The following is a 24,138-nucleotide window of genomic DNA, read 5'->3' on the forward strand; positions in this document are numbered from 1 at the left end:
CTGGTGTTCACTTGAGCCATGAGAGCCATCTGGAAAGGCGCGATCGCATTCGGGCTGGTCAACGTCCCGGTCAAGGTCTACAGCGCGACCGAGGACCACGACATCAGCCTGCACCAGGTCCACAACGCCGACGGCGGCCGGATCCGCTACCAGCGCCGGTGTGAGGTCTGCAGCGAAATCATCGACTACGAGGACATCGACAAGGCCTACGAGGAGGACGGCCGCACGGTGATCCTCAGCCGCGAGGAGCTCAAGTCGATCCCGGCGGAGAACAGCCACGAGATCGAGGTGGTGCAGTTCGTCCCCGCCGAGCAACTCGACCCGATGACGTTCGAGAAGAGCTACTACCTTGAGCCGGACGCCAAGTCGCCCAAGGCCTACGTGCTGCTGCGCCGGGCCCTGGAGGACACCGACCGGGTCGCCATCGTCCAGTTCGCGCTGCGGGAGAAGACCCGGCTCGGGGCACTGCGGATCCGCGGCGATGTGCTGGTGTTGCAGGGACTGCTGTGGGCCGACGAGGTGCGCGAGGCGAGCTTCCCGGCGCTGGAGACGAGCGTGCGGATCTCGGCGCAGGAGCGGGAAATGTCCGCGGCCCTGGTCGATTCGATGGCGGCCGACTTCGACCCGGAGCAGTTCACGGACGACTACCAAATCCAACTGCGGCAGCTGATCGACGCCAAGCTCGAACAGGGCGAGTCGCTGGACACGGAGGAGACGTTCGGCGTCCCGGCAGCGGAAGCCGGAACCGGTGAGGTGATCGACCTGATGGACGCGCTGAAACGCAGCATCGAGCGCAAACGGGGCGCGGCCGCCGCCACCGGCGGCGCCGGGGCCGGCGCCGGGAGCAAGGCCAAGGCTGCCTCGGCCAAGACGCCCCGGTCCGCGGCGGCCCCTGCAGCCCAGAAGCGCACTGCCAGAAGCACGGCCAAGACCACCGCCAAAACCGCGGCCAAGACCACCGCAAAGGCCGCCGCCGGCGGTGCCGGGACGGGGTCCGCGCCGGCAGCCAAGGCGGCCGGCGCCAAGTCCACCGCAAAGGCCGCCCCGGCGAAGACCCCCGCCAAGGACTCGGCCGCCAAGACGGCGCGCAAGGGCGCCTGAGCCCGCATCCGGGATCTCCGCCGGCGGTACCGCCATCGGCTCAGGAGTTCCGCAGAGCGGAGATCAGTTCGCTCTTCTTCTTGGCCGAATAGCCCTTGAGGCCGATCTCCCTGGCCTTGTCCTTGAGCTGGGCAACCGTCCAGTCCTCGTAGTCGCCGGACTTGCCGCCTTTGCGGCCCACGGCGGACCGGCCCCGCTGGGCCGCGGCGTTGGAAATCCGGGCTGCCTTCTGCTTTGAGGCGCCGTCGTCCAGCAACGCTTCGTAGAGTTCGGGGTCCTTGATGCTGGGGCTTTCGGAGCCTTGCGCACCCTTCTTCGCGGGCATGGCTACCGCAGCTCCCCGGCAGCAGGGTCGGCGTCGCCGACGTCGTCGACCTCGCCGCGGGCAACGGAGGAGCGCCACTCACCGGTTTCGATGCCGCGGGACTCGATGAACTCCTTGAAGCGGCCCAGGTCCGCACTGACCTGGCGGCTGTCAGCCCCGACGGCGGAACCGGCCTTCTCCACCACGCCCTCGGGCTCCCACTCGAGTTCGACGTTCACGCGGGCGCGCTCGGCGCCGAGCGGTTCAAACGTGACGGTGCCGGCATTGCGGGGCTTGTCCGTGCTGACCCAGGCGATCTTGCGGTCCGGTTCCTGCTCGGTGATCTGGGCCAAATATTCGCGCCGCACGCCTGCGATGTCGGTGCGGAACTGGAGCGAGGTCTCGTCGATCTGCTCCACGGCCTCGACACCCCTCATGAACTTCGGGAACGTCTCGAACTGGGTCCACTGGTTGTACGCGGTGGACACGGGAACGTCGACTTCGATGCTTTCCTGCACGCTTGCCATGCGGTGATCTCCTTCGGTCCGGGAACTCGTTCCTGCGGCGATCCTCGGTGGAGGTGCCGCGGTTCCCAAACTATCCACGCCGCACGGCGAAGACAAGCACTTACTAAGCCCCCTTATGACATCGGCCGTGCGGTTGCCGCCGGCGGGTCGACGGCGGTCGTCGACGGCGGCCGGGCATGTCCCGTCAGCGGCAGAACCGCGGGACATGCCCCTCGGGTCGGCCCGCCATTGGACATAGTGCCTCTATGTCCATGCGCTGCGGCTAGGACTGGGCATGTCCCATCGGGGCGTGAGCCGCGAGGGCGGGGCCTTAACGACGTGCGGCCGCCAGTCCGCCGTCCCTTGGCAGGGCAGGCGGGCCGGCGGCCGTGGTGCTGTCGGTGCTATTCGGCGTCGTGGTCCGTTTCGAGGATCTGGACCAGGCGGTCGAGGGCGGCGTCGGCGCCGTCGCCCTCGGCACGCAACACCACTACCTCGCCGTGCGAGGCGCCCAGGCTCATCAGGGACAGGATGCTGGCGGCGTCCATGGCCTCGTCCTCCGGTTCGCCGAGCCGGGCGATGGTGATTTCGAGATCGAACTCGCCTGCGGCCTCGGCAAAGATGGCGGCCGGGCGGGCATGCAGCCCGACGCGGCTGGCAATGGTGGCGTTACGTTCGGTCATTTCTGCTCCTTGGATTCAGCTTTGGGGATTCAGCTTCGGATAATCGTTTGGGACGGTCTGTGGTGGACCGGCTCAGACGGTTACGGGAACCGGCTCAACCGTATCAACGGTCTTCTTGACTGCCCAGCGCTTGAGCGCGATCACGGCGAGGGCGGTGACTACCGTGCCAACCGCGATGGACACCACGAACATCAGGAAGTTGTCGATCGCGAAGAAGACGAAGAGGCCGCCGTGGGGAGCCTTGGATCCGACGCCGGCAGCCATCGAGATGGCGCCGGTGACGGCTCCGCCCAGCATGCTGGCCGGGATGACGCGCAGCGGGTCGGCTGCGGCGAAGGGGATGGCGCCTTCGGAGATGAAGGAAGCACCCAGCAGCCAGGCCGCCTTGCCGTTTTCACGCTCGGCCAGGCTGAACCGCTGCTTGTCCAGCACCGTCGAGGCGAGGGCCATTGCCAGCGGGGGAACCATGCCGGACGCCATCACTGCGGCCATGATCTGCCACGGCGCCTGGTTGTCCATGCTCGCGGCGCCGAGGCCGGCGACGGCGAAGGCGTAGGCGACCTTGTTGACCGGTCCGCCGAGGTCGAAGCACATCATCAGGCCCAGGATCACGCCGAGGGCGATGGCGCTGGCCCCGGTGAGGCCGGACAGCCAGCCGTTCAGGCCCTTGGTGATGGCGACGATCGGGCCGCCCAGGATCAGGAACATCAGCCCCGAGGCAACCAGGGAGGCCAGCAGCGGGATGATGACCACCGGCATCAGGCCGCGCAGCCAGCGCGCCACCTGGAGCCTGCCGATCGAGTGGGCGACATAGCCGGCGAGCAGACCGCCGACGATGCCGCCGAGGAAGCCTGCGCCCATGAAGCCTGCCACGGCGCCGGCGACGAAGCCCGGCGCGATGCCCGGGCGGTCGGCGATGGCGTACGCGATGTAACCGGCCAGGGCCGGGACCAGGAACCCGAGGGAAAGTGCGCCGATCTTGAACAGTACGGCCCCGAGGTAGGCGCCGAGCGGGCCCCAGGCGTTGTCCGGGAACTCGGTGGGCAGGTTGAAGAGGCTGTTCTGCACCACAATCGTGTCCGCGTACTTGGTGATCAGGTAGCCGCCCATCAGGAAGCCGAGGGCAATCAGCAGACCGCCGCCCGCCACGAACGGGATCATGTAGCTGACACCGGTGAGCAGGGCCTTCTTCAGCTTCTGCCCGATGTGCTCACCCTTTTCCTCGGCCTCGTGCTGGGCCTGTTCCTCGGCGCCGAAGTGCGGCACACGCCGGGCGTTGGGGTTGTCGGCCGCGGCGAGGGCCTCCTGGACCATCTTCTCCGGCTCATCGATGCCGCGCTTGACCGGGGCGTTGATGACCGGCTTGCCGGCGAAGCGCTCCTTGCCGCGGACGTCGACGTCGACGGCGAAGATGACGGCATCGGCGGCGGCGATCACCGCCGGGTCCAGGGCCTTCGCGCCGGAGGAACCCTGGGTTTCCACCTGCAGGTCCACGCCGACTTCCTTGGCAGCGGCCACGAGGGAGTCGGCCGCCATGTAGGTGTGGGCGATGCCGGTGGGGCAGGCGGTCACGGCGACGAGGCGCTTGGCGCGAGGAGCGCCGGGCTGCGCTTCCGCCGTGGAGCCGGCTGCGGCTGCACCGGCTGCGGCGGCTGCCGGTACGGTGTCTGCGTGGGCTGCGGGCTTGTCCGCGAGGGCGCCCTCGACCAGCTCCACGATCTCGGCCGGCGTGGCGGCGGCCCGCAGTGCGGCGGTGAAGTCCTTCTTAATCAGCGAGCGGGCTAGTTTGGAGAGCAGCTTGAGGTGGTCCTGGTCCGCGCCTTCCGGGGCCGCGATAAAGAAGATCAGGTCCGCCGGGCCGTCCTTGGCGCCGAAATCGACCGGCTGGGACAGCCGCGCCATCGCCAGCGTCGCCTCGGTGACCGCCGTCGAACGGCAGTGCGGGATCGCGATGCCGCCGGGAACGCCGGTGGCGGTCTTGGACTCCCGGGCGAAGGCGTCCGCGAAGAGGCCTTCGACTTCGGTGGCGCGTCCGTTGGCCGCAACTCTGCCTGCCAGGTGCCGGATCACGTCCTCGGGCGAAGTGCCTAGATTCTGGTCGAGCTCGACCAGTTCGGTAGTAATGAGCTGGGTCACTGTCAATCCTTCTTCAGGGCCGTGAGGGTTACGGCATCGGGGGTGGTTTGGTGAACTGCCGGGACGGTGGAGCCCGGCAGGGAGGCAGCGGCAGCCCCGTGGGCCACCGCCTGACGCAGACAATCGGCCGGGGCGGCGCCCTGGCTTGAAGCGAGCAGGTAGCCGGCCAGCGAGGAATCGCCTGCGCCAACCGTGCTGACCGCCTTGACCGGCGGGTGCGTGGCCAGCCACGCGCCGTTGGCCGTCACAAGCACCGCACCCTTGGAACCAAGGGTGGCGAGTACCGCACCCACTCCGGAACGCACGACGGCGGCCGCGGCTGCCGCGGCAGCCGCCGGATCCGACTCGAGTTCCTCGGCGGACTTGTCCGTGGCGAATCCGGCTGCGGCAGCCAGTTCGGCCAGTTCCTCGGCATTGGGTTTGAGCAGGTCCGGTCGGCCGAGGGCATCCCCGGAGATCGCGGCGGCGAGCGGTTCGCCGGAAGAGTCGACGGCGATGAGGGGTGCCTCGGTGCCGTCGTGCAGGGAACGCAGCCGACGGGTGACGGTGGCGTAGAAGTCGGCCGGGACTCCGGGCGGGAGCGAGCCGGCCAGAACGACCCAACTGGCGCCGCGGGCCGAATCCAGCAGCAGCCCGATCAGGGCCTCCTGCTGTTCCGCGTTCAGGACCGGGCCGGGTTCGTTGATCTTGGTGGTGACGCCGCCGGGTTCGGTGAGGGCCACGTTGCTGCGCAGCGGCTCGCCGATGGGGAGGGCTGCGAACGGCACGTCACTGTCGCGCAGCCCGGCGAGCACCGGGTCGGCCGCGGCGCCGGGGAGCACCGCGATGGTCTTCAGCCCTGAGGCCACGAGGGCGCGGGAGACGTTGACGCCCTTGCCGCCGGATTCCTGCCGGACGGAAATGGCGCGCTGGACCTCGCCGCGGAGCAGCGGGCCGGGCAGTGCCACGGTGCGGTCCAGGCTGGGGTTGGCCGTGAGGGTGACGATCATGCGACCACCACCTCCACTCCGGCGTCCGCGAGGGCCGCGGCGAGGGCCGGGCTGGGGTTCGTATCGGTGATCACGGTGTCCAGATCTTTCAAGGAGGCGAACTGGACCAGCGTTTCCGCGTCCAGTTTGGAGGAATCAGCCAGCACCACAATGCGGCGCGCTGAATGGACGAAGGCGGCCTTGACGGCTGCTTCTTCAGGATCGGGAGTGCTCAGGCCGAAGGCCGCGGAAATGCCGTTGGTGCCGATAAACGCGATGTCGGGCCGGATCCGCCGCGCGGCTTCCACGGTGGACTGCCCGACGGCGGCCTGGGTCAGGCCGCGGACCTTCCCGCCGAGCAGGTGCAGGGCAATGCCGGGTTCGCCGGAGAGCTTCGCGGCGATGGGCAGCGCGTGGGTGATAACGACGAGCTCGGTTTCGCCCGCGGCGCCGGCTGGCCCCGGCGCTCCGCCCGCTGCCGCGGGGCCGGCTCCCGTCGTGCCGGAGCCCGCTCCGGCCGTCCGGGCGGCGAGCATCTCCGCGAGGGCTTCGGTAGTGGAGCCGGCATCGATCAAGATGCTGCCCGCACGGCCCAGGGGGATGAGGTCGAGGGCTGCCTTGGCGATCCGGGTCTTCTCGGTCTGCCGCTGCACCGTGCGCTCGAGGATGCTTTCTTCCGTGGTGCTGAAGCGCTCCGGCGAGACTGCTCCGCCATGGACCCGGCGGACAGTGCCGGCAATCTCAAGGGCGGCCAGGTCGCGGCGGACGGTTTCGGTGGTGATGCTGAAGCGTTCGGCGAGGTCGGTGACGCTGGCCCGGCCGCTGGCGGCGACGAGCTCCACGATCAGTTGTTGGCGTTCCTCGGCGAACACGTGCCCTCCATTGCGACGATAACTGCGGGTGCTGCCACTTCGGGTGTTGCGGAGCCCGGTTGTTTCGGTGACCCCCATCACATGAAGTGGAATTGATTGACTTTATCTTTGTTCATGTGGCTTTGTCAACGGAAAAACAACACGAACGCAGAAGGGGTTGGGCGGGGCACGGTTGGGGACATGCCCGGTTTCGGAGTCCGCCGGCGGGCATGCCCATTGGTCGGGCCTCGGGGCGGGGGACATGCCCATTCCCGGTGCCGGGGATTGGGCACTTCGGGATTAGGCCCATTCGTGCCGCCCGGGGATGGGCATGCTCAATCTTGGGGCCTACCAGGGGACATGCCCGGTGGTGGGTCCTCGGAGTGGGGGGCATGCCCATTCCTGGCGCCGGGGAGTGGGCACTTCGGGACTATGTCCATTCGTGCCGCCCGGGGACGGGCATGCCCGGACGTTGCGGTGCCCGGCGTCGGGGGTGCGAGTTAAACAGCGGACGCCGGGCCCGACCATTACGGTCCGGCCCGGCGTCCGGGTGGCGTTGCTGCGGCGCATGGCTGCGCCGGGGAATGCGCGCGGATTAGATGCCGGCGTCGCGGCTTTCGTTGCGGGTGATGGTCTCGCCCGTGTTGGGGTCGACGACGGAGCGGGTTTCGCTGACGCGGCGCGTGCGGCTGCGGCCGGGGGAGGCCAGGATCAGGGACGCGACCAGCCCGATGACTCCGACCACCATGAGGATGTAGCCGATCATGGTCTGGTCGACGTTGGGGATCAGGCCGGGTGCGATGGCCCAGGCCAGGATGGCGCCGATGGCGATAAGGAAAATGGAGGAACCGATTCTCATGACTTGCTCCTTGTTGTCCGGTGGGACCGATAGGTAATGCTAAGCATGCTGTCCAGCGTCACGCTACAGCCCGTTACCTGTCGTTTCAACGATTGTGGCCACGCCCCGCCGGGAAATTCGGTGTGTCCGGGCTTAATTCCGCGGCGGTTTCGGACGGCGGCGCGGTTTTCGGACAGGCGCGGCGCGGGTCCGGGGTGCGGCTGTCTGATTCCGCAGCGCAAATCCGGGGCCGCCGCGAAAACCGGCGCGGACCGGGGGGAGGAGTCCGGCTGGCTAGGCTGTCCCCATGGAAACTGTCGTCTGGTCGAGGCCGGAGCGGGAGCGGGCCGGGACGCCGCTGCTGGTGATGCTGCACGGCTATGGCACGGACGAGACCCGGATGGCGAAACTCTTCCCCAGCCTGCCGCCGGAGTTCACCTGCGCCGCCCTCCGCGGGCCGAAGGTGATCGGCGACGACTATGGCTGGTTCCTGCTGGACTACTTCCTCACCCACGACTTCGCGGACGTCATCACCGCCACCAACTCGGTCTTCGCCTGGATCGACTCGGTCAAGGCCAAGCACAGCAGCATCAGCCTGCTCGGTTACTCCCAGGGCATGGCCATGGCAAGCACCCTCCTGCGGCTCCGGCCGGAGGCGTTCCGCGCCGTCGTCGGTCTGTCCGGCTTCGTGTTGGACAACGAGCTGCTGGCCATGAGCGAGTCCTTCACCGCCCGGCCGCCGTTCTTCTGGGGGCGGGACAAGGCGGACCCCGTGATCAACGACGACGCCACCGCGCACACCGAGGAGTGGCTGAACCGCCATACCCAGCTCACGGCGCGCAGCTACCCGGGGATGGGCCACTCGGTTTCAGCCGCGGAACTCGTGGACGTCGGCGCGTTCCTGCGCCACTACGTGCTGCGCTGAGCCGGGGCCCTGAGCCGGGGCCTTGGGGCGGGACCCGGCGCCGTCGGATATTTCTACTCGATGGAAATCCGCCACCACTTGCGCGCTCAATTTATAAGCGTTTACAGTTTACTTTGGCCATTTTGATCGGCCCACTACTGCAGGGGGAAGAAAGGTCCAGGCCCGTGTCGCATGACTAAGGCTCCGCGTGTGACAATCCAAGACGTCGCCGCCCTTTCCGGGCTCTCCATCTGCACCGTCTCCCGGGCGCTCCGGGACCTCCCCAACGTATCCGAAAAGGCGCAAGCCAAAGTCACCGATGCGGCTGCCAAGCTCGGCTACAAGGCGTCCTCCGCTGCTGCCCGGCTGGCCGGCGGAACCACCGGCTCCGTGGCCATCATTGTCCCCACCGCGACCGCCTGGTACTTCGCCCGGGCCGTCGAGGCCGCCGAGGAAGTACTCGCCGACAGCGGCTACGACACCGTGCTGATCAGCCTGCGGAACCGGCCCAGCGTGCAACGCAAACTCTTCGGCGACCTCGCCGGGCTGACCCAGCGGGTGGACGGGATGCTGCTGCTGAACGTCGCCCTCGACGGCGCGGAAGTGGCCGCCGTCGAGGCCTCCGGCATGGCCGTCGCTAGCGTGGGGATGCACGGCGTCCCGTGGGACAACGTGGGCATCGACAATGTGGAGGCCGCGCGCCAGGCCACCGGCCACCTGCTCGGCCTCGGCCACTGGGACGTGGCGATGCTGGCCGGACGGGAGCCGGAGGGGCGTTCCGTGGTCACCGCGGAGGCGCGGAGGCGCGGCTTCGAACTGGCCCTGGCAGAGCAGGAGCTGACCGTTGACCCGGACCTGGTGCTCGACGCCGGATCCAGCATCGAGGGCGGTCGCCGGGCCATGACGGAGCTTGTCGAGAACCGCCGGATGCCGTCCGCCGTGTTCGCCGGCTGCGACGAAACCGCCTTCGGCGCACTGATGGCATTGCGGGATCTCGGTTTGGCAGCGCCCAAGAACGTCTCCATCATAGGAATCGACGATCATCAGATGAGCTGGTTCCTCGGGCTGACCACCATCGCCCAGCCCGTGGCGGACCAGGGCGCATTCGCCGCCAACCTGCTGATCGAGAGGCTCCACCACCCGGGGCTTCCAAATCCCCCCGCCGCCCATCTGCTGGAGACCAAGCTGGTGGAGCGCCGGAGCACCCGCCGCCGACGCTGATGCCGGCCAACGCCCGCGGCAACCGCCCCCCGGTGCGACGTAGCCCGGCCCCTCACTTTTCCGAGACTTTCCATGCCACCGTCTGAAAGGACAATCGCATCATGACTGAGATTTCCAACGGCACTGAGACTTCGAGCAGCACCGAGATTTCCAGCAGCCACGGCCGGGCCGACGTCCTCGACGGCGCCTCCGCGATCCTCTTTGACCTCGACGGCGTCCTGACCCCCACCGCGGTGGTCCACGAACGGGCCTGGCAGGAACTCTTCGACGGGTTCCTGAAGACCAAACCGGAGGCGCCGGGCTACCGCGAGAGCGACTACTTCGACCACATCGACGGCAAGCCCCGGTTCGACGGCGTCCGTGACTTCCTGGCTTCCCGCAACATTGTGCTGCCCGAGGGGCCGGCCGACGACGATCCGGCCAATGACACCGTGCACGGCCTCGGCAACCGCAAGAACAAGGTTTTCAACGACATCGTGGCGGCCGGCGGCGTGACGCCGTACGAGGGTTCGGTCCGTTTCATCGAAGCCGCGCTGGGGCGCGGACTCAAGGTCGCCGTCGTCTCTTCCTCACGCAACGCCGTCCCGGTGCTCAAGGCCGCCGGGCTCTCGGATTATTTCCCGGTGGTGGTGGACGGCGTCGTCGCGGCTTCCGAAGGCCTGCCGGGCAAGCCGAGCCCTGCCACGTACGAATACGCCGCACGGCTGCTGGGTCTGCCCAGCGAAGCATGCGTCGTCGTCGAAGATGCCGTCTCCGGTGTCCAGGCTGGAAGCGCGGGGAGCTTCCACTCGGTCATCGGAGTCGACCGCGGAGCGGGCCGGAAGACCCTGCTCGACGCGGGCGCCACGATCGTGGTCGGCGATCTGGCCGAACTGCTCTAACCGGCCGCCACCCCTCACCCGCACAACCGCCACCGCTGAAGGACCCCACCATGGCTCTCATCACCTCGGACCGCGCCAGGTTCCCCAATGACCCCTGGCAACTTGTGGAGACCGTCCACCTGCCGGGCAACGCCGGAACGCTGGAGACACTCTTCAGCCTCGGCAACGGCCACCTCGGGATCCGGGGCGCCCACTGGGCAGCCGCCGACGCGGAACTCCCGGGCAGCTTCATCAACGGCTTCCACGAGATCTGGGACATCAAGCACGCGGAAAACGCGTACGGCTTCGCCCGCACCGGCCAGCGCATCCTCTACGTGCCGGATGCCAACAACTTCGTTGTCATCATCGACGGCGAGATGCTCAGCCTGGAGGAATCCACGGTCCTGGACTACCGGCGCAGCGTGGACTTCGCCACCGGCGTCTACGAATGCCGCATCGTCTGGCAGTGCCGCTCCGGCGCCACCGTGACCACCACGGAACGCCGAGCGGTGGGCTACCAGTCCCGCGGCTCCCTCGGCATCTCACTGGAGGTCTCGGCGGACCGCGAGATCTCCGCGGACGTCACGTCCGCGGTCGTCAACCGCCAGGACCAGCCGGTGGAGGACCACTCGGCCCACGACCCGCGGCGCGCCGGCCGCCACGCCGGGCGGGTGCTGCTCCCGGTACGGCTCGACGGCGGCGACGGCTCGCTGCGGCTCTCCTGGGAGGCCGCCGAATCCAAGCAGCGGCTCGGCATGGCCGTGGACCACTGGACGAACGCCGGCGTGCAGCCGTTCGACACCCAGGTGGACCAGGACGACAGCAGCGTCCGCTACGTCCTCGCGGTCAGCCCCGACGCCCCGTTCGTGCTGGAAAAGAGCGTCAGCTACGCGGTGGGGCGGGCCGCGGACGAGGACCTCGCCGACACCGCTGAGTCCGCCCTGTTGTCTGTGGCCGAGATCTTTGCCCAGAGCGCGGCGCACTACCGCGACTACTGGACCACCAGCGACATCGTCGTCGGCGGCCAGGAGGAACTGCAGCAGGCCATCCGCTGGAACCTTTTCCAGCTGGCGCAGGCCACGGCGTGCGCCGACGTGGCGGGCATCCCCGCCAAGGGCGTGTCCGGCTCCGGCTACGACGGGCACTACTTCTGGGACCAGGAGGTGTACCTGCTGCCCTACCTGACCTACACCAACCCGGGTAACGCCCGCCAGGTTCTGGAGTTCCGCCACGACCTGCTGCCCGAGGCCCGGATCCGCGCCAAGGAGCTCAGCGTCGACGGCGCCCTGTTCCCCTGGCGCACCATCAACGGCCTGGAGGCCAGCGCCTACTACGCCGCAGGCACTGCGCAGTTCCACATCGCCGCCGCGATCGCCTTCGCCACGAACCGGTACATCTGGGCCAGCGGCGACACGGAGTTCAAGGAGACCCTCGGCGCCGATCTGCTGATCGAGACGGCACGGATGTGGGCCTCGCTGGGCTTCTTCGGCAAGGACGGGCTGTTCCACATTCACGGGGTCACCGGCCCGGACGAGTACACCGCCGTCGTCAACGACAACCTCTACACCAACGTCATGGCCCGGTTTAATCTGCGTGCCGCCGCAGCGCTGGACCACCCGGGGATCGACGACGCCGAGCGGGAGTTCTGGGAGCAGGCCGCGAACCGGATGCAGCTGCCGTACGACGAGGACTTCAAGGTCTACTCGCAGGACAACGACTTCATGACCCTGGAGCCTTGGGACTGGGACACTCCGCGGTCCAAGTACCCGCTGCTGCTGAACTTCCACCCGCTCGTGATTTACCGGCACCAGGTCCTTAAGCAGGCCGACACCGTGCTGGCGATGTTCCTGCAGTGGCAGGACTTCACGGCGGAGGAGAAGCGCCGCGCCTTCGATTTCTACGACCCCATCACCACCGGGGACTCCACCCTCTCCGCGTGTGTGCAGGGCATTATGGCGGCCGAGGTAGGCCACGGGGAGGCTGCGCTGGAGCACTTCATCCACGCCCTCTACATCGACCTTGACGACACCCACGGCAACACGATCGACGGTGTGCACATCGCCTCCACCGGCGGGGTCTGGAGCTCGCTGGTCAGCGGCTTCGCCGGCCTGAGGGATCAGGGCGACGTGCCGCACTTCGATCCGCGGCTGCCTGCCGACTGGGACGCCCTGGACTTCCACCTGAAACTGCAGGGCAGGCTGCTGCACGTCGAACTGGAGGACACCCAGCTCCGGCTGACCGTCCCGGACGGGGCGCCGCTGGAAGTCGACGTTCGCGGGGAGCGGTTCATGGTCGGCAGCGAACCGGTGACCGTGCCGTTGCACGCCGTGGTGAGCCCGGAGCCAACGGTTTTCCCAGGGCCGGCGACGGCGTCGATCCCGGTGGTGCGCGCCGACAGCTAGGGCTATCGGTCAGCCGGGTCGCCGGCCGTCCGGCGGGGCGCTTGGAATACTACCGGGTGTGCCCCGGTTGGCGCCTAAGGGACCGGTCCTGCTCTTGCGATCAGGCCGGCCCACGCAATGGGCGGGAACCGCCGCCGGCGCCCTACCCGGCGCCACCCCGCGGTCTCGCGCCCGAACCGGCTCAACCCAGCCAGAAACGGAGATGGTGGACCAATGACTGCCTACAAGACAGTGAACCCCGCGACCGGAGAGACGGAAAAGGAATTTCCGCTTGCTACCAAGGAAGAGGTCGAGACGGCGCTCGCCGCCGCGCAGCAAGCATTCCTCGAGTGGCGCAAGGCGCCCGTGGGGGAGCGCACCAAGGTCATCGCCCGGGTCGCCGAGCTGTACCGGGAGCGCCAGGATGAACTGGCGCGCCTGATTGCCAAGGAGATGGGCAAGCCCGTGGTCGAGGCCCGCGGCGAGGTCAAGCTGGTCGCCTCGATTTACGACTACTACGCCACCGAGGGCCCGGAATTCCTCAAGGACGAGCCGCTGGAGGTCAAGGGCGGCGGCGACGCTCTCGTGCGCTCCACCCCGATCGGCCCCCTGCTGGGCATCATGCCGTGGAACTACCCCTACTACCAAGTGGCCCGCTTCGCCGCGCCCAACCTGGTACTGGGCAACACCATCCTGCTCAAGCACGCCGGCAGCTGCCCGCAGTCGGCGCTGGCCATCGAGGCGATCTTCCACGACGCCGGCCTGCCGAGGGGCGCCTACACCAACCTCTTCCTGGACAACGACCAGGTGGCGGAGATCATCGCGGACTCCCGCGTCCAGGGCGTCTCCCTGACCGGCAGCGAGCGGGCTGGTGCGGCCGTGGCCGAGGTCGCCGGGCGCAACCTCAAGAAGTACGTCCTGGAACTCGGCGGCAGCGACCCCTTCATCGTGCTCGACTCCGATGACCTGGACGCCACCGTCAAGGCCGCCGTCGGGGGCCGGATGGGCAACGCCGGCCAGGCGTGCACCGCGTCCAAGCGGTTCATCGTCCTGGAAGACCTCTACGAGCCGTTCGTGGAGAAGTTCACCGAGCGGATGGCCAGGATCAAGCCCGGCGATCCGCAGCAGGAGGACACCCGGTTCGGTCCGCTGTCCTCCCAGAGCGCCGCGGACGGCCTTGTCGAGCAGATCCAGGACGCCGTGGACAAGGGCGCCACTCTGCGCACGGGCGGCCACAAGGTGGACGGACCCGGCGCCTACGTGGAGCCCACCGTCCTCACCGACGTCACCCCGGAGATGCGCGCCTTCTCCGAGGAGCTGTTCGGGCCCGCCGCCGTCATCTACAAGGTAGCCAGCGTGGAGGAAGCGATCGACCTGGCCAACGGCTCGCCCTACGGCCTGGGCGGCTCGGTGTTTAGCGCCGACCCCGCGAAGGCCCAGGAAGTTGCCGACCAGTTGGACACCGGCATGGTGTTCATCAACTCGGTCGCCCAGACCCAGGCTGACATGCCCTTCGGCGGCGTCAAGCGCTCCGGCGTCGGGCGTGAGCTGGGCCGGTTCGGGATGGACGAGTTTGTGAACAAGAAGCTGATCCGCACCCCGCGCTAAGCGGCGGGCCCCAGGCGCGGACCGGCTTTTAGTCGGAAAACCCAGCGAGGACACGGCCGCGGCCGGAAGCAACGACCTTCCGGCCGCGGCCGCTGCCATCCCGTTAGGCTCCTTTCATGGAGAAAACGGCCACCGCAGCGGTGCGGCGCAGCCTGGCATTTGTGGGAATGAACGTGGGCCTGGCGCTGCACCCCGCGGACGCCGGCGGAACCCAGGTGCCCGGTGAGCCGGCTAGCTGCTTCGCCACCTTCTGGCAGGCCGACTGGTCCCGCTGGGGTGCGGGCAGCGCCCTGCTGGTTGCCACCCTGCAGGGCTGGCGGAGCTACGGCGGCAACGAAGTCCTCGCCGAAACCCTGGCCACTGAGCTCACCCGCCATTTCCCCGAGGCGGCCCGGTTCCCGCTGACCGGCGTCGGGCATACCCACGACGAGTTCACCGTGGAAGTGGACCCGGCGACTGGGTTCCGCGCCACCGGCCATAAGGCGGAACTGGCCGTCAACGGAGTCCTGGACCGGCGGCAGTTCACCGCCCCTAACTTCCAGCTCGGCGAAGGCAGCGCCGCCCTGAGCAACGTCTACCTGCCCTGCAGCTCCGGCCGGCTCAGTGAATTCGGGGTGGAATGGCCGGGCACGCCCGCGGTCTACCCGGGCCCGCTGGGGCCGTCCTCCTCCGCCTTCGTCGCCCTCGCCGAGTCCTGGGTGCTCTAGCAGCCGCTGATGTGCCGGGGGTGCCGGAGCGGCCGGACGGCCCGTGGCCTAGTGTTAAGGCTGGAAGAAGTTCAGCACCCTTATGGTTTACGGAGAGGCGACGATGGCCCAGCGCAGCAACCCGGCAATGAAGATTGCCCAGAAAACCGCCCACAGCGCAATGTTCGACGCCGACGGCAAGCCCAAGGCAGGCGTCCACAACATGCTCCTGCGCGCAGTGGAAATCCAGCGCCCGCTGGTGCTGGCCAACCTGCGGCGGCTGCAGCGCAAACACCCGCACGCCTCCGCGGCGCAGCTGGCCGCCATCCTGGAACGCAACTACCTGGCCGCCGTGACCGGCGGCGGCGCCCTCGTCGGCGGATCGGCCGTCATCCCCGGCGTCGGCACCGTGGCCGCCCTGGGACTCTCCGCCGCCGCGACCGTCGGATTCCTGGAAGCCACCGCCCTGTACGCAACCTCTCTGGCGGAGCTCCACGGCGTACGCATGGTGGACCCGGAGAAGGCGAGCACCCTCGTTATGGCGATCATGCTCGGCGAGGAAGGCACCGCGCTGCTGAGCTCCCTGAGCGGCCAGGCGGCCGGCCAGGGCAGGGGCCCCACCCAGGCCTGGGGGACGCTGTTCGCGCGCCGCGCGCCGCTGATCGGCTTCGGTTCCGTGCGGCAGCGGATCCAGCGGGCCTTCCTTCGGAACCTGCTCAAGCGCCAGGGCACCGCGCTGCTGGGCCGGGCGCTGCCGTTCGGCGTCGGCGCCGTGGTGGGCGGCGTCGGCAACCGGATGATGGGGCGTGCCGTGATCGGGAATGCCAAGGAGGCCTTCGGCCCCATGCCGCAGACCATTCCCGGCGAGCTGATGGCCGCTGTCCCCGAAACGGAAGGCTGACCCATGGACCTGAACGCTGATCTCGGGGAGTCCTTCGGATCTTGGACCATGGGCGACGACGCGGCCATGTTCCGGCTGGTCACGAGCGCCAGCGTGGCCTGCGGACTGCACGCCGGCGACCCGGTCACCATGCTCGACACCTGCCGCGCCGCCTACGAGCTCGACGTCAGGGTGGGCGCCCACCTGGGCTACCCGGACCTGGCCGGCTTCGGCCTCCGCGCCATGGACATGACTTTCGACGACCTGTTCGGGGCCGTCCTCTACCAGCTCGGCGCGCTCGACGGCGTGGCCCATGCGGTGGGTGCCTCGGTGGACTACGTCAAGGTGCACGGCGGCCTCTATGACCGCACCATCCACGACGCCGAACAGGCTTCCGCCGTGGTCGCCGCCATCCAGGCCTACGATCCCGGGCTGCCGATCCTGGGCCTTGAGCATTCCGCCCTGCTCGGGATTGCCCGGGACGCCGGCAACCCCGTGTTCCATGAAGCCTTCGCGGACCGCGCCTACCTCCCGGACGGCACACTCGTGCCGCGGCTGGAGGAGGAATCGGTGATCGAGGACCCGGAGGAGATCGTCGAACGGGCGCTCCGACTGGCGCTCAAGGGCGAGGTCCTGGCGGTTGACGGCACCGTCGTCACGCTCACACCGCATTCCCTCCGCCTGCACGGCGACACCCCCGGCTCGGTGTCGGTAGCCACCGCCGTCCGCGCCGCGCTGGAACAGGCCGGCGTCGAACTGGAGTCCTTCGCCTAGCCGGAGCGCGAACGGGCACTTGAGGCCCCGGGCCGGGGCGCGGACGGGCACTTGAGGCCCCGGGCCGGGGCGCGGACGGGCACTTGAGGCCCCGGGCCGGGGCGCGAACGGGCACTTGAGGCCCCGGGGGCCGGTCGGCCCTGTTGCTGCAACCCGCTGGTCCCTAGCGTTGGTGCCATCGGGGCAGCCCTCGAACAAGCGGGGGCGGGTTCCGCCGACTGGGGGAGACCATGCGCGTTCACCGGATCCGGGCTTCTCGACAGCGCCTGGCGCTTTGCGCGGCACTGGTGCTCCTCCTCGGAGCCTGTGCACCGGGGAGCACGACGCCGTCCGCCGGGCCGCCGTCGTCCGGTTCGGGCAACCCGGCCTGCGACCTGATCACACCGCAGATTGCCGCCAAGGTCGACCCGGGCTTCGCAGGCACAGGCCACAACCAGGCGGCCAAACCTCCCGGAAGTCCCGCCTACCTGTGCAGCTACACGAGCAAATCCGCCCAGGGCATGAACGCGCTGTCCGTAGCGCTGACCTCGCCCGCGTCGGCAGCGCAGCTGGCCGAGGCGAAGCAGACCCCGGACTGCTCGCCCGTGGCGGGCATTGGCGACTTCGGGTGCTTCCAATGGACGGGCTGGTTCCGCGGCGAGGCCGGCGGGGCGTCGGCCAATACCGTCCTCAAGGCGGTCCGCGGCAACGAGTCACTGGACCTGCGCGTCGTGGCCACCCCGCCCATAGCCTCCGGGATCCCCGTCCCGGATGGCAACGCCACGGCCCGCGCGCTCGCCCAGGCCGCCGTCGAGGCAGGCTGGGGCAGCGGGAGCGCGCTCAGTGTCCCGTCCGCGCCGCCCGTCGGCCCGCAGGCCACCACCGACAACCCCGTGTGCGCCCTGGTCAGCGCGGAGGAGGTCAAGCGGGCGTTCGACGCGACAACCCAGGCGCAGGTCCTCCCGGGCGAGGGTAACTGCCGGTACACGTTCGGCGCGTTGGGAACCCCCGGACCGGACTCGCTGGTCTTCTCCATCGAATTCCACCAGGGCGGGGCTTCCTGGCTGTCCCGGCCGGTGCCGGACGGCCAGAACATCGAAGGTGTCGGGGACCGGGCGATCCTTATTGTCCGGACGGAGCCCGGCGGACCGAAGGCCCTCCGGCCGCCCAGCGATGTCCCGGTCACGGTCATGTCCCTTATGGTGGCCCGCGGCCAAAACATGGCCATCTTCGTGGCAGAAGTCCTTGTCTCGCCGACCGGTGCTACAACCGAGCAGACCAAGGACAAGCTCATCGCCCTCGTCAAGGGGATCGACTTCTGACGCCAGGGGCCGCGCCGCCGTCAACGCGCACGAGCCGTGCGACTGCCCAGTGCCGTAGGGCCCTATCGGAGCCGGAACCCGGCACCTAGCTTGAGGGCATGACTGCCGGAGGCTCCGCGGGGTTGGACGGACCCGCCTCGGACGCAATGTTGAAGCTGGGCCGATTTTTCACGAAATGGGACCAGACCGACGACGGCAGGGCGGTGTTCCGGGAAGGCGGCCGCAAGGGCGACATCTTCTACCGGGACCGCTGGAGCCACGACAAGGTGGTCCGGTCCACGCACGGGGTGAACTGCACCGGATCCTGCTCCTGGAAGGTGTACGTCAAGGACGGCATCATCACCTGGGAGTCGCAGCAGACCGACTACCCCTCGGTGGGCCCTGACAGTCCCGAATACGAGCCGCGCGGCTGCCCGCGCGGAGCCGCCTTCTCCTGGTACACCTACTCGCCCACCCGGGTCCGCTTTCCCTACGCCCGGGGGGTGCTGGTGGAGATGTACCGCGAGGCCAAGGCCCGGCTGGGCGACCCGGTGCTCGCCTTCGCCGACGTCGTGGGGGACCCGGAGCGGCGCCGCCGCTACCAGCAGGCCCGCGGCAAGGGCGGCCTGGTCCGTGTCTCCTGGCAGGAAGCGATCGAGATCGCGGCCGCCGCGCACGTCAACACGATCAAGAACTACGGGCCGGACCGCTGCGCCGGGTTCTCCCCGATCCCCGCCATGTCGATGGTCTCGCATGCCGTCGGGACCCGGTTCATCCAGCTCATCGGCGGGGTGATGACGTCCTTTTACGACTGGTACGCCGACCTGCCGGTGGCCAGCCCGCAGGTTTTCGGCGACCAGACCGACGTCCCGGAATCCGGCGACTGGTGGGACGCGCGCTACCTGATGATGTGGGGCTCCAACGTCCCCGTGACCCGGACCCCGGATGCGCACTGGATGGCCGAGGTGCGGTACCGCGGAACCAAGGTGGTCACGGTCAGCCCGGACTACGCGGACAACACGAAGTTTGCCGACGAATGGCTGCCCGCCCAGGCCGGCACCGACGCCGCCCTGGCGATGGCGATGGGGCACGTCATGCTCAGGGAGTTCTTCGTTGAGCGCGAGGTGCCGTTCTTCTCCGATTATGTCCGGCAGTACACCGACCTGCCGTTCCTCGTCCGGCTGGAACGGCGCGACGACGGCACCCTCACCCCGTCCAAGTTCCTCACCGCCAAGGACATCTCGGCCGAATCCCTGGCTGAGGACGCGGCGTTCCGGACCGTGCTGTTCGACAAGAAGACCGGACGGCCGGCAGTCCCTAACGGCTCGATGGGGTTCCGCTATTCCGGCAGCGGCGAGGGCAAATGGAACCTGGACCTCGAGGGCATCGAGCCGGCGCTGTCGCTGCGGGAGGTCTCCGGTGACAGCGCGGAGATCCTGTTGCCGTGCTTCGAGGACGCCGGCGGCGAAGGGAGTGTGCTCCGGCGCGGCGTTCCCGTCATCGAGGTGGAGGGCCAGTTGGTCACCACCGTGTTCGACCTGATGCTGGCCCAGTACGGCGTGGGCCGCGAGGGTCTGCCGGGGGACTGGGCGGCCGGCTACGACGACGCCGCGACGCCCTACACCCCGGCCTGGCAGGAGGAGATCACCTCCGTCCCGGCGCAGGCCTGCATCCGGGTGGCCCGGGAGTTCGCCCGCAACGCCGAGCAGTCCAAGGGCCGGTCCATGATCATCATGGGCGCCGGCATCTGCCAGTGGTTCCACGGCGACACCACCTACCGGGCCGTGCTGGCCCTGGTCATGCTGACCGGCTGCATGGGCCGCAACGGCGGCGGCTGGGCGCACTACGTGGGCCAGGAAAAGACCCGGCCCGCCACCGGCTGGGTGTCCCTGGCGAACGCACTGGACTGGTCACGGCCGCCGCGGACCATGATCGGCACCGGCTACTGGTACATGCACACGGACCAGTGGCGGCAGGACGGGTACTCAGCCGATGCCCTGAAGTCCCCGCTGTCCACCGGGGCCCTGGACGGCATGCACACCGCCGACGCCATGGCCCAGTCCGCCCGGCTGGGCTGGATGCCGTTCTACCCGCAGTTCGACCGCAACCCGCTGGATGTCGCGGATGAGGCGGAGGCCGCCGTCGCCGCCGGCACCGCGACGGACACCCCCGGCTACATCGCGGAGGCGCTCAAGAACCGCACCCTGAACCCGGCGATCGAGGACGTGGATGCCCCGGAGAACTGGCCGCGGACCCTGGTGCTGTGGCGCTCCAACCTGTTCGGCTCCTCGGCCAAGGGCAACGAGTACTTCCTTCGGAACCTGCTGGGCACGCACAACAACGTCCTGGGCAAAGACCACGCCGAAGGGCTCAAACCCCGGGACGTGAAGTGGCACGAGCGCGCGCCGGAAGGGAAACTGGACTTGCTGGTCTCGGCGGACTTCCGGATGACCTCCACTACGCTGCTGTCCGACGTCGTGTTCCCCGCGGCCACCTGGTACGAGAAACACGACCTGTCCTCCACCGACATGCACCCGTTCGTGCACGCCTTCACCCCCGCGATCGACCCGCCGTGGGAGACCAAAACGGACTTCGACATGTTCCACCTGCTGGCCCAGGAGTTCTCCCGGCTCGCGAAGACCCACCTGGGTGTCCGCAAAGACCTGGTCAGCGTGCCGCTGCAGCACGACACCCCCGGCCAGCTCGCCCAGCCCGGCGGGATCGTGCGGGACTGGCGGGACACGTCCATCCCCGCGGTCCCGGGCCAGAACATGCCCGTCTTTTCCGTCGTGGAGCGGGACTACACGGCCATCGCGGACAAACTGGCCGCCGTCGGGCCGCTGGCCGACAAGCTCGGCTTCACGGTCAAGAACGTCACCTACAAACTTGCCGGCGCGCTGGACCGGCTGAGCCGCTCCAACGGGGTGATGCTCGGCGGCGCCGCGGACGGCAGGCCCGCGATCGACACCGACGCGAAAATGGCCGAGGCGATCCTGGCCTTCTCCGGCACCACCAACGGCGCCCTGTCCGTGCAGGGCTTCAAGGACCTGGAGGTCCGCACCGGCCGGAAACTGGCGGACCTGTCCGAGGGCTCCGAGGAAAAGTTCATCACCTTCGCGCAGACCCAGGCCGGCCCGGTCCCGGTGATCACCTCGCCGGAATGGTCCGGTTCCGAAACCGGGGGCCGGCGCTACGCGCCCTTCACCATCAACATCGAGCGGCTCAAACCGTTCCACACGCTCACCGGGCGGATGCACTTCTTCCTCGACCACGACTGGATCCGGGACATCGGCGAGGCCATGCCGATCTACCGGCCGCCGCTGGACATGCACCGGCTGTTCGGCGAACCCAAGCTGGGCCGGGACGGGTCCATGGAGGTGGTGGTCCGCTACCTGACCCCGCACTCGAAATGGTCCATCCACTCCGAATACCAGGACAACCTGCTGATGCTCTCGCTCTCGCGCGGCGGACCCACGGTCTGGATGAGCCCGGCCGACGCTGCCGCCATCGAGGTCAAGGACAACGACTGGGTGGAATGCCTCAACATCAACGGCGTCCTGGTGGCCCGGGCGATCGTCAGCCACCGGATGCCGGCCGGCGTCGTCTACGTCCACCACGCGCAGGAACGCACCATCGACGTGCCCAAGTCCGAGGCAACCGGCCGGCGCGGCGGCATCCACAACTCCGTGACCCGGCTCCTGGTCAAACCCTCGCACCTGATCGGCGGCTACGCCCAGCTGGCCTACGCGTTCAACTACCTTGGCCCCACCGGAAACCAGCGGGACATGGTGGCCACCGTCCGCCGGCGTTCCCAGGAGGTGCAGTACTGATGCGTGTTATGGCTCAAATGGGCATGGTCATGAACCTGGACAAATGCATTGGCTGCCACACCTGTTCGGTGACTTGCAAACAGGCCTGGACCAACCGTGCGGGCACCGAATACGTCTGGTTCAACAACGTCGAAACCCGCCCCGGACAGGGGTACCCGCGCCGCTACGAGGACCAGGAACGCTGGCGCGGCGGCTGGGAATTGAACAAACGCGGCAAGCTGGTGCTCAAGGCCGGCGGACGGGTCAAGAAACTCTTCGGGATCTTCGCCAGCCCGGTCCAGCCCGAACTCAAGGACTACTACGAGCCCTGGACCTACGACTACAAAACCCTCGTGGACGCGCCGCTGGGCGACGATTTCCCGGTGGCCCGGCCCAAGTCCCTGATCACCGGCGAGGACACCAAGATCACCTGGTCCGCGAACTGGGACGACGACCTGGGCGGTTCCGCGGAGAACGGGCATCTGGACCCGATCGTGGAAAAGGTCCGGCGCGAATCCGAGGACAAGATCAAGTTCGCCTACGAGCAGACCTTCATGTTCTACCTGCCGCGGATCTGCGAGCACTGCCTGAACCCGTCCTGCATGGCCTCTTGCCCCTCCGGCGCCATCTACAAGCGCGTGGAGGACGGGATCGTGCTGGTGGACCAGGACAAGTGCCGCGGCTGGCGGCAGTGCGTCACGGGCTGCCCGTACAAGAAGATCTACTTCAACCACAAGACCGGCAAGGCCGAGAAATGCACCTTCTGCTACCCGCGGGTGGAAGTGGGGCTGCCGACGGTGTGCTCGGAGACCTGCGTGGGCCGGCTGCGCTACCTGGGGCTGTTTTTGTACGACGCCGACGCCGTCACCGCGGCGGCCGCGGTCACCGACCCGCAGGAACTCTACGACGCCCAGATGGACGTGCTGCTGGACCCGAACGACCCCGCAGTGCAGGCCGACGCCCGCGCCCAGGGCATCCCGGAGGACTGGATCGACGCGGCCCGGCGCTCGCCGGTCTACGCCCTGGCCAAGGTCTACAAGGTGGCACTGCCGCTGCACCCCGAATACCGGACCATGCCCATGGTCTGGTACGTCCCGCCGCTCTCACCCGTGGTGGACCTGCTGCGCGACCAGGGGCACGACGGCGAGGACGCCGGCAACCTCTTCGGTGCCATCGACGCGCTGCGCATCCCGGTGGAATACCTCGCGGAACTCTTCACCGCCGGGGACGCGGACCGGGTCACCGCGGTGCTGAAGAAGCTCGCCGCGATGCGCTCCTTCATGCGGGGCATCAGCCTCGGCAACGACCCGGACGACTCCATCCCGGAAGCCGTGGGCATGGACAGCCAGACGATGTACGAGATGTACCGGCTGATGGCGATCGCGAAGTACGAGGAGCGCTACGTGATCCCGAAGGCGCACGTGGAGCAGGCGCACGACCTCGAGGAAATGGGCTGCTCGCTGGACTTTGAGGGCGGACCGGGCATGCAGGATTCCGCCCCGTTTGGCGAGGCCAGCGGCAGGCCCGTCCCGGTGGCCGTGGAAACCTTCAACGCCCTGCGCGACCGGCAGACCTCCGACGCGGCGCCCGGCGAAACAACGTTGCGGGGCCGGGTAAACCTGCTGAACTGGGACGGAACCGGGGCGCCCTCCGGGCTCTTCCCCGAAAGGCCGACGGCGACGCCGGATTCCGACGCTGGTCCAAGCACCCGCGCGGGGGAGCAGCCGTGAGCCGCCGCGAGCAGGTGGTCTACCTCGCCGCCGCCTGGTGCCTGTCCTACCCGGACGAGGAGCTGGCCGGGAGGGTGCCGCTGATGCGGGCCGCGCTGGCCGAGTTTCCCGGCGCCGTCGCGGATTTCGCCGAGGTCCTGCAACGGCTGGAATCCACCCCGCCGCTGGAGCTCCAGGCCCACTACGTGCGCGAGTTCGATTTGGGCAAGCGCCACGCCCTGCACCTGTCCTACTGGACCGACGGGGACACCCGGCGCCGTGGCGAAGTGCTGGGCAACTTCAAGAAAACCTACCGGCAAAGCGACATCCTGGTCGACACCCACGGCGAACTGCCGGACTACCTGCCGATGGTCCTGGAATACGCCGCGCTGGTGGACTTGGCAGCCGGGCGGGACCTGCTGAGCCGCTTCCGCGCCAGCCTGGAGATGCTCCGCTTTGGGCTGCTCCGGGACGAGCTGCCGCACGCCCGCATCCTGCAGGCCATCTGCGCCACGCTGCCCGGCAAGTCGCCGTCGGATGAACAGGCGGTCATGCGGATGGCCGGCTACGGGCCGCCCACCGAAGCGGTGGGCCTGGACCCCTACGATCCGCGGCTGCTGCCCGTGAAGGGGGCCTGAC

At 68.7% G+C, this 24,138-nt stretch carries 20 protein-coding genes; 13 read left to right on the forward strand and 7 right to left on the reverse strand.

Features of this window, described 5'->3' with window-relative positions; genetic code table 11:
• Positions 1-18: 18 nt before the first annotated feature.
• Positions 19-1,101: a Ku protein gene (locus FFF93_RS00970; RefSeq protein ID WP_138767731.1), complete on the forward strand. Its 1,083-nt coding sequence runs from the start codon at positions 19-21 to the stop codon at positions 1,099-1,101.
• Between the two features lie 40 nt (positions 1,102-1,141).
• Here the strand turns inward: FFF93_RS00970 and FFF93_RS00975 are convergent, their stop codons facing one another.
• From FFF93_RS00975 to FFF93_RS01005, 7 genes are all read right to left on the reverse strand, one after another.
• Positions 1,142-1,426 carry a Rho termination factor N-terminal domain-containing protein gene (locus FFF93_RS00975; RefSeq protein WP_138767730.1) on the reverse strand — a complete coding sequence of 95 codons (285 nt, stop codon included), beginning with the start codon at positions 1,424-1,426 and terminating at the stop codon, positions 1,142-1,144.
• A 2-nt stretch (positions 1,427-1,428) separates the two neighbouring features.
• The gene (locus FFF93_RS00980; RefSeq protein ID WP_138767729.1) at positions 1,429-1,932 is read right to left on the reverse strand and encodes an SRPBCC family protein; all 504 of its coding nucleotides are present in this window, start codon (positions 1,930-1,932) and stop codon (positions 1,429-1,431) included.
• 383 nt (positions 1,933-2,315) lie between these two features.
• Positions 2,316-2,594 carry an HPr family phosphocarrier protein gene (locus FFF93_RS00985; RefSeq protein ID WP_138767728.1) on the reverse strand — a complete coding sequence of 93 codons (279 nt, stop codon included), beginning with the start codon at positions 2,592-2,594 and terminating at the stop codon, positions 2,316-2,318.
• A gap of 72 nt (positions 2,595-2,666) precedes the next feature.
• A complete protein-coding gene (locus FFF93_RS00990) occupies positions 2,667-4,730 on the reverse strand; it encodes a fructose-specific PTS transporter subunit EIIC (RefSeq protein WP_138767727.1) in 2,064 nt (687 codons plus the stop codon).
• 2 nt (positions 4,731-4,732) lie between these two features.
• On the reverse strand, positions 4,733-5,719 hold the full coding sequence (locus FFF93_RS00995) for a 1-phosphofructokinase family hexose kinase (RefSeq protein ID WP_138767726.1): 987 nt from the start codon (positions 5,717-5,719) through the stop codon (positions 4,733-4,735).
• Positions 5,716-6,570 carry a DeoR/GlpR family DNA-binding transcription regulator gene (locus FFF93_RS01000; RefSeq protein WP_138767725.1) on the reverse strand — a complete coding sequence of 285 codons (855 nt, stop codon included), beginning with the start codon at positions 6,568-6,570 and terminating at the stop codon, positions 5,716-5,718. The genes FFF93_RS00995 and FFF93_RS01000 overlap by 4 nt, the downstream gene beginning before the upstream one ends.
• 574 nt (positions 6,571-7,144) lie before the next feature.
• Positions 7,145-7,408 carry a DUF6458 family protein gene (locus FFF93_RS01005; protein ID WP_138767724.1) on the reverse strand — a complete coding sequence of 88 codons (264 nt, stop codon included), beginning with the start codon at positions 7,406-7,408 and terminating at the stop codon, positions 7,145-7,147.
• A gap of 286 nt (positions 7,409-7,694) precedes the next feature.
• Between FFF93_RS01005 and FFF93_RS01010 the strand changes: the two genes are divergently transcribed.
• From FFF93_RS01010 to narJ, 12 genes are all read left to right on the forward strand, one after another.
• A complete protein-coding gene (locus FFF93_RS01010) occupies positions 7,695-8,312 on the forward strand; it encodes an alpha/beta hydrolase (RefSeq protein WP_138767723.1) in 618 nt (205 codons plus the stop codon).
• Between the two features lie 189 nt (positions 8,313-8,501).
• Positions 8,502-9,512 carry a LacI family DNA-binding transcriptional regulator gene (locus tag FFF93_RS01015; protein WP_261375234.1) on the forward strand — a complete coding sequence of 337 codons (1,011 nt, stop codon included), beginning with the start codon at positions 8,502-8,504 and terminating at the stop codon, positions 9,510-9,512.
• 101 nt (positions 9,513-9,613) lie between these two features.
• Positions 9,614-10,393, forward strand: a complete 780-nt coding sequence (locus FFF93_RS01020; protein WP_138767721.1) for an HAD family phosphatase — start codon at positions 9,614-9,616, stop codon at positions 10,391-10,393.
• A gap of 50 nt (positions 10,394-10,443) precedes the next feature.
• A complete protein-coding gene (locus tag FFF93_RS01025; RefSeq protein ID WP_138767720.1) occupies positions 10,444-12,774 on the forward strand; it encodes a glycoside hydrolase family 65 protein in 2,331 nt (776 codons plus the stop codon).
• Between the two features lie 213 nt (positions 12,775-12,987).
• Positions 12,988-14,361 carry an NAD-dependent succinate-semialdehyde dehydrogenase gene (locus tag FFF93_RS01030; RefSeq protein ID WP_138767719.1) on the forward strand — a complete coding sequence of 458 codons (1,374 nt, stop codon included), beginning with the start codon at positions 12,988-12,990 and terminating at the stop codon, positions 14,359-14,361.
• 116 nt (positions 14,362-14,477) lie between these two features.
• A complete protein-coding gene (locus tag FFF93_RS01035) occupies positions 14,478-15,068 on the forward strand; it encodes a hypothetical protein (RefSeq protein WP_138767718.1) in 591 nt (196 codons plus the stop codon).
• Positions 15,069-15,171: 103 nt separating this feature from the next.
• Positions 15,172-15,948 (forward strand): hypothetical protein, encoded by a 777-nt coding sequence (locus tag FFF93_RS01040; protein ID WP_138770279.1) that lies wholly within the window; start codon positions 15,172-15,174, stop codon positions 15,946-15,948.
• A gap of 3 nt (positions 15,949-15,951) precedes the next feature.
• Complete coding sequence (locus tag FFF93_RS01045; protein ID WP_138767717.1) at positions 15,952-16,701, forward strand: LamB/YcsF family protein; 750 nt, start codon at positions 15,952-15,954, stop codon at positions 16,699-16,701.
• Between the two features lie 230 nt (positions 16,702-16,931).
• Positions 16,932-18,002, forward strand: coding sequence for a hypothetical protein (locus FFF93_RS01050; protein WP_261375235.1), 1,071 nt, complete (start codon positions 16,932-16,934; stop codon positions 18,000-18,002).
• 98 nt (positions 18,003-18,100) lie between these two features.
• The gene (locus FFF93_RS01055; RefSeq protein WP_138767716.1) at positions 18,101-21,811 is read left to right on the forward strand and encodes a nitrate reductase subunit alpha; all 3,711 of its coding nucleotides are present in this window, start codon (positions 18,101-18,103) and stop codon (positions 21,809-21,811) included.
• A complete protein-coding gene (narH, locus tag FFF93_RS01060) occupies positions 21,811-23,520 on the forward strand; it encodes a nitrate reductase subunit beta (RefSeq protein WP_138767715.1) in 1,710 nt (569 codons plus the stop codon). Before FFF93_RS01055 ends, narH begins: the two co-directional genes overlap by 1 nt.
• On the forward strand, positions 23,517-24,137 hold the full coding sequence (narJ, locus tag FFF93_RS01065) for a nitrate reductase molybdenum cofactor assembly chaperone (RefSeq protein ID WP_138767714.1): 621 nt from the start codon (positions 23,517-23,519) through the stop codon (positions 24,135-24,137). The genes narH and narJ overlap by 4 nt, the downstream gene beginning before the upstream one ends.
• The last annotated feature ends 1 nt before the right edge of the window (position 24,138 follow it).

The organism is Arthrobacter sp. KBS0702 (assembly GCF_005937985.2).
GTDB lineage: Bacteria > Actinomycetota > Actinomycetes > Actinomycetales > Micrococcaceae > Arthrobacter.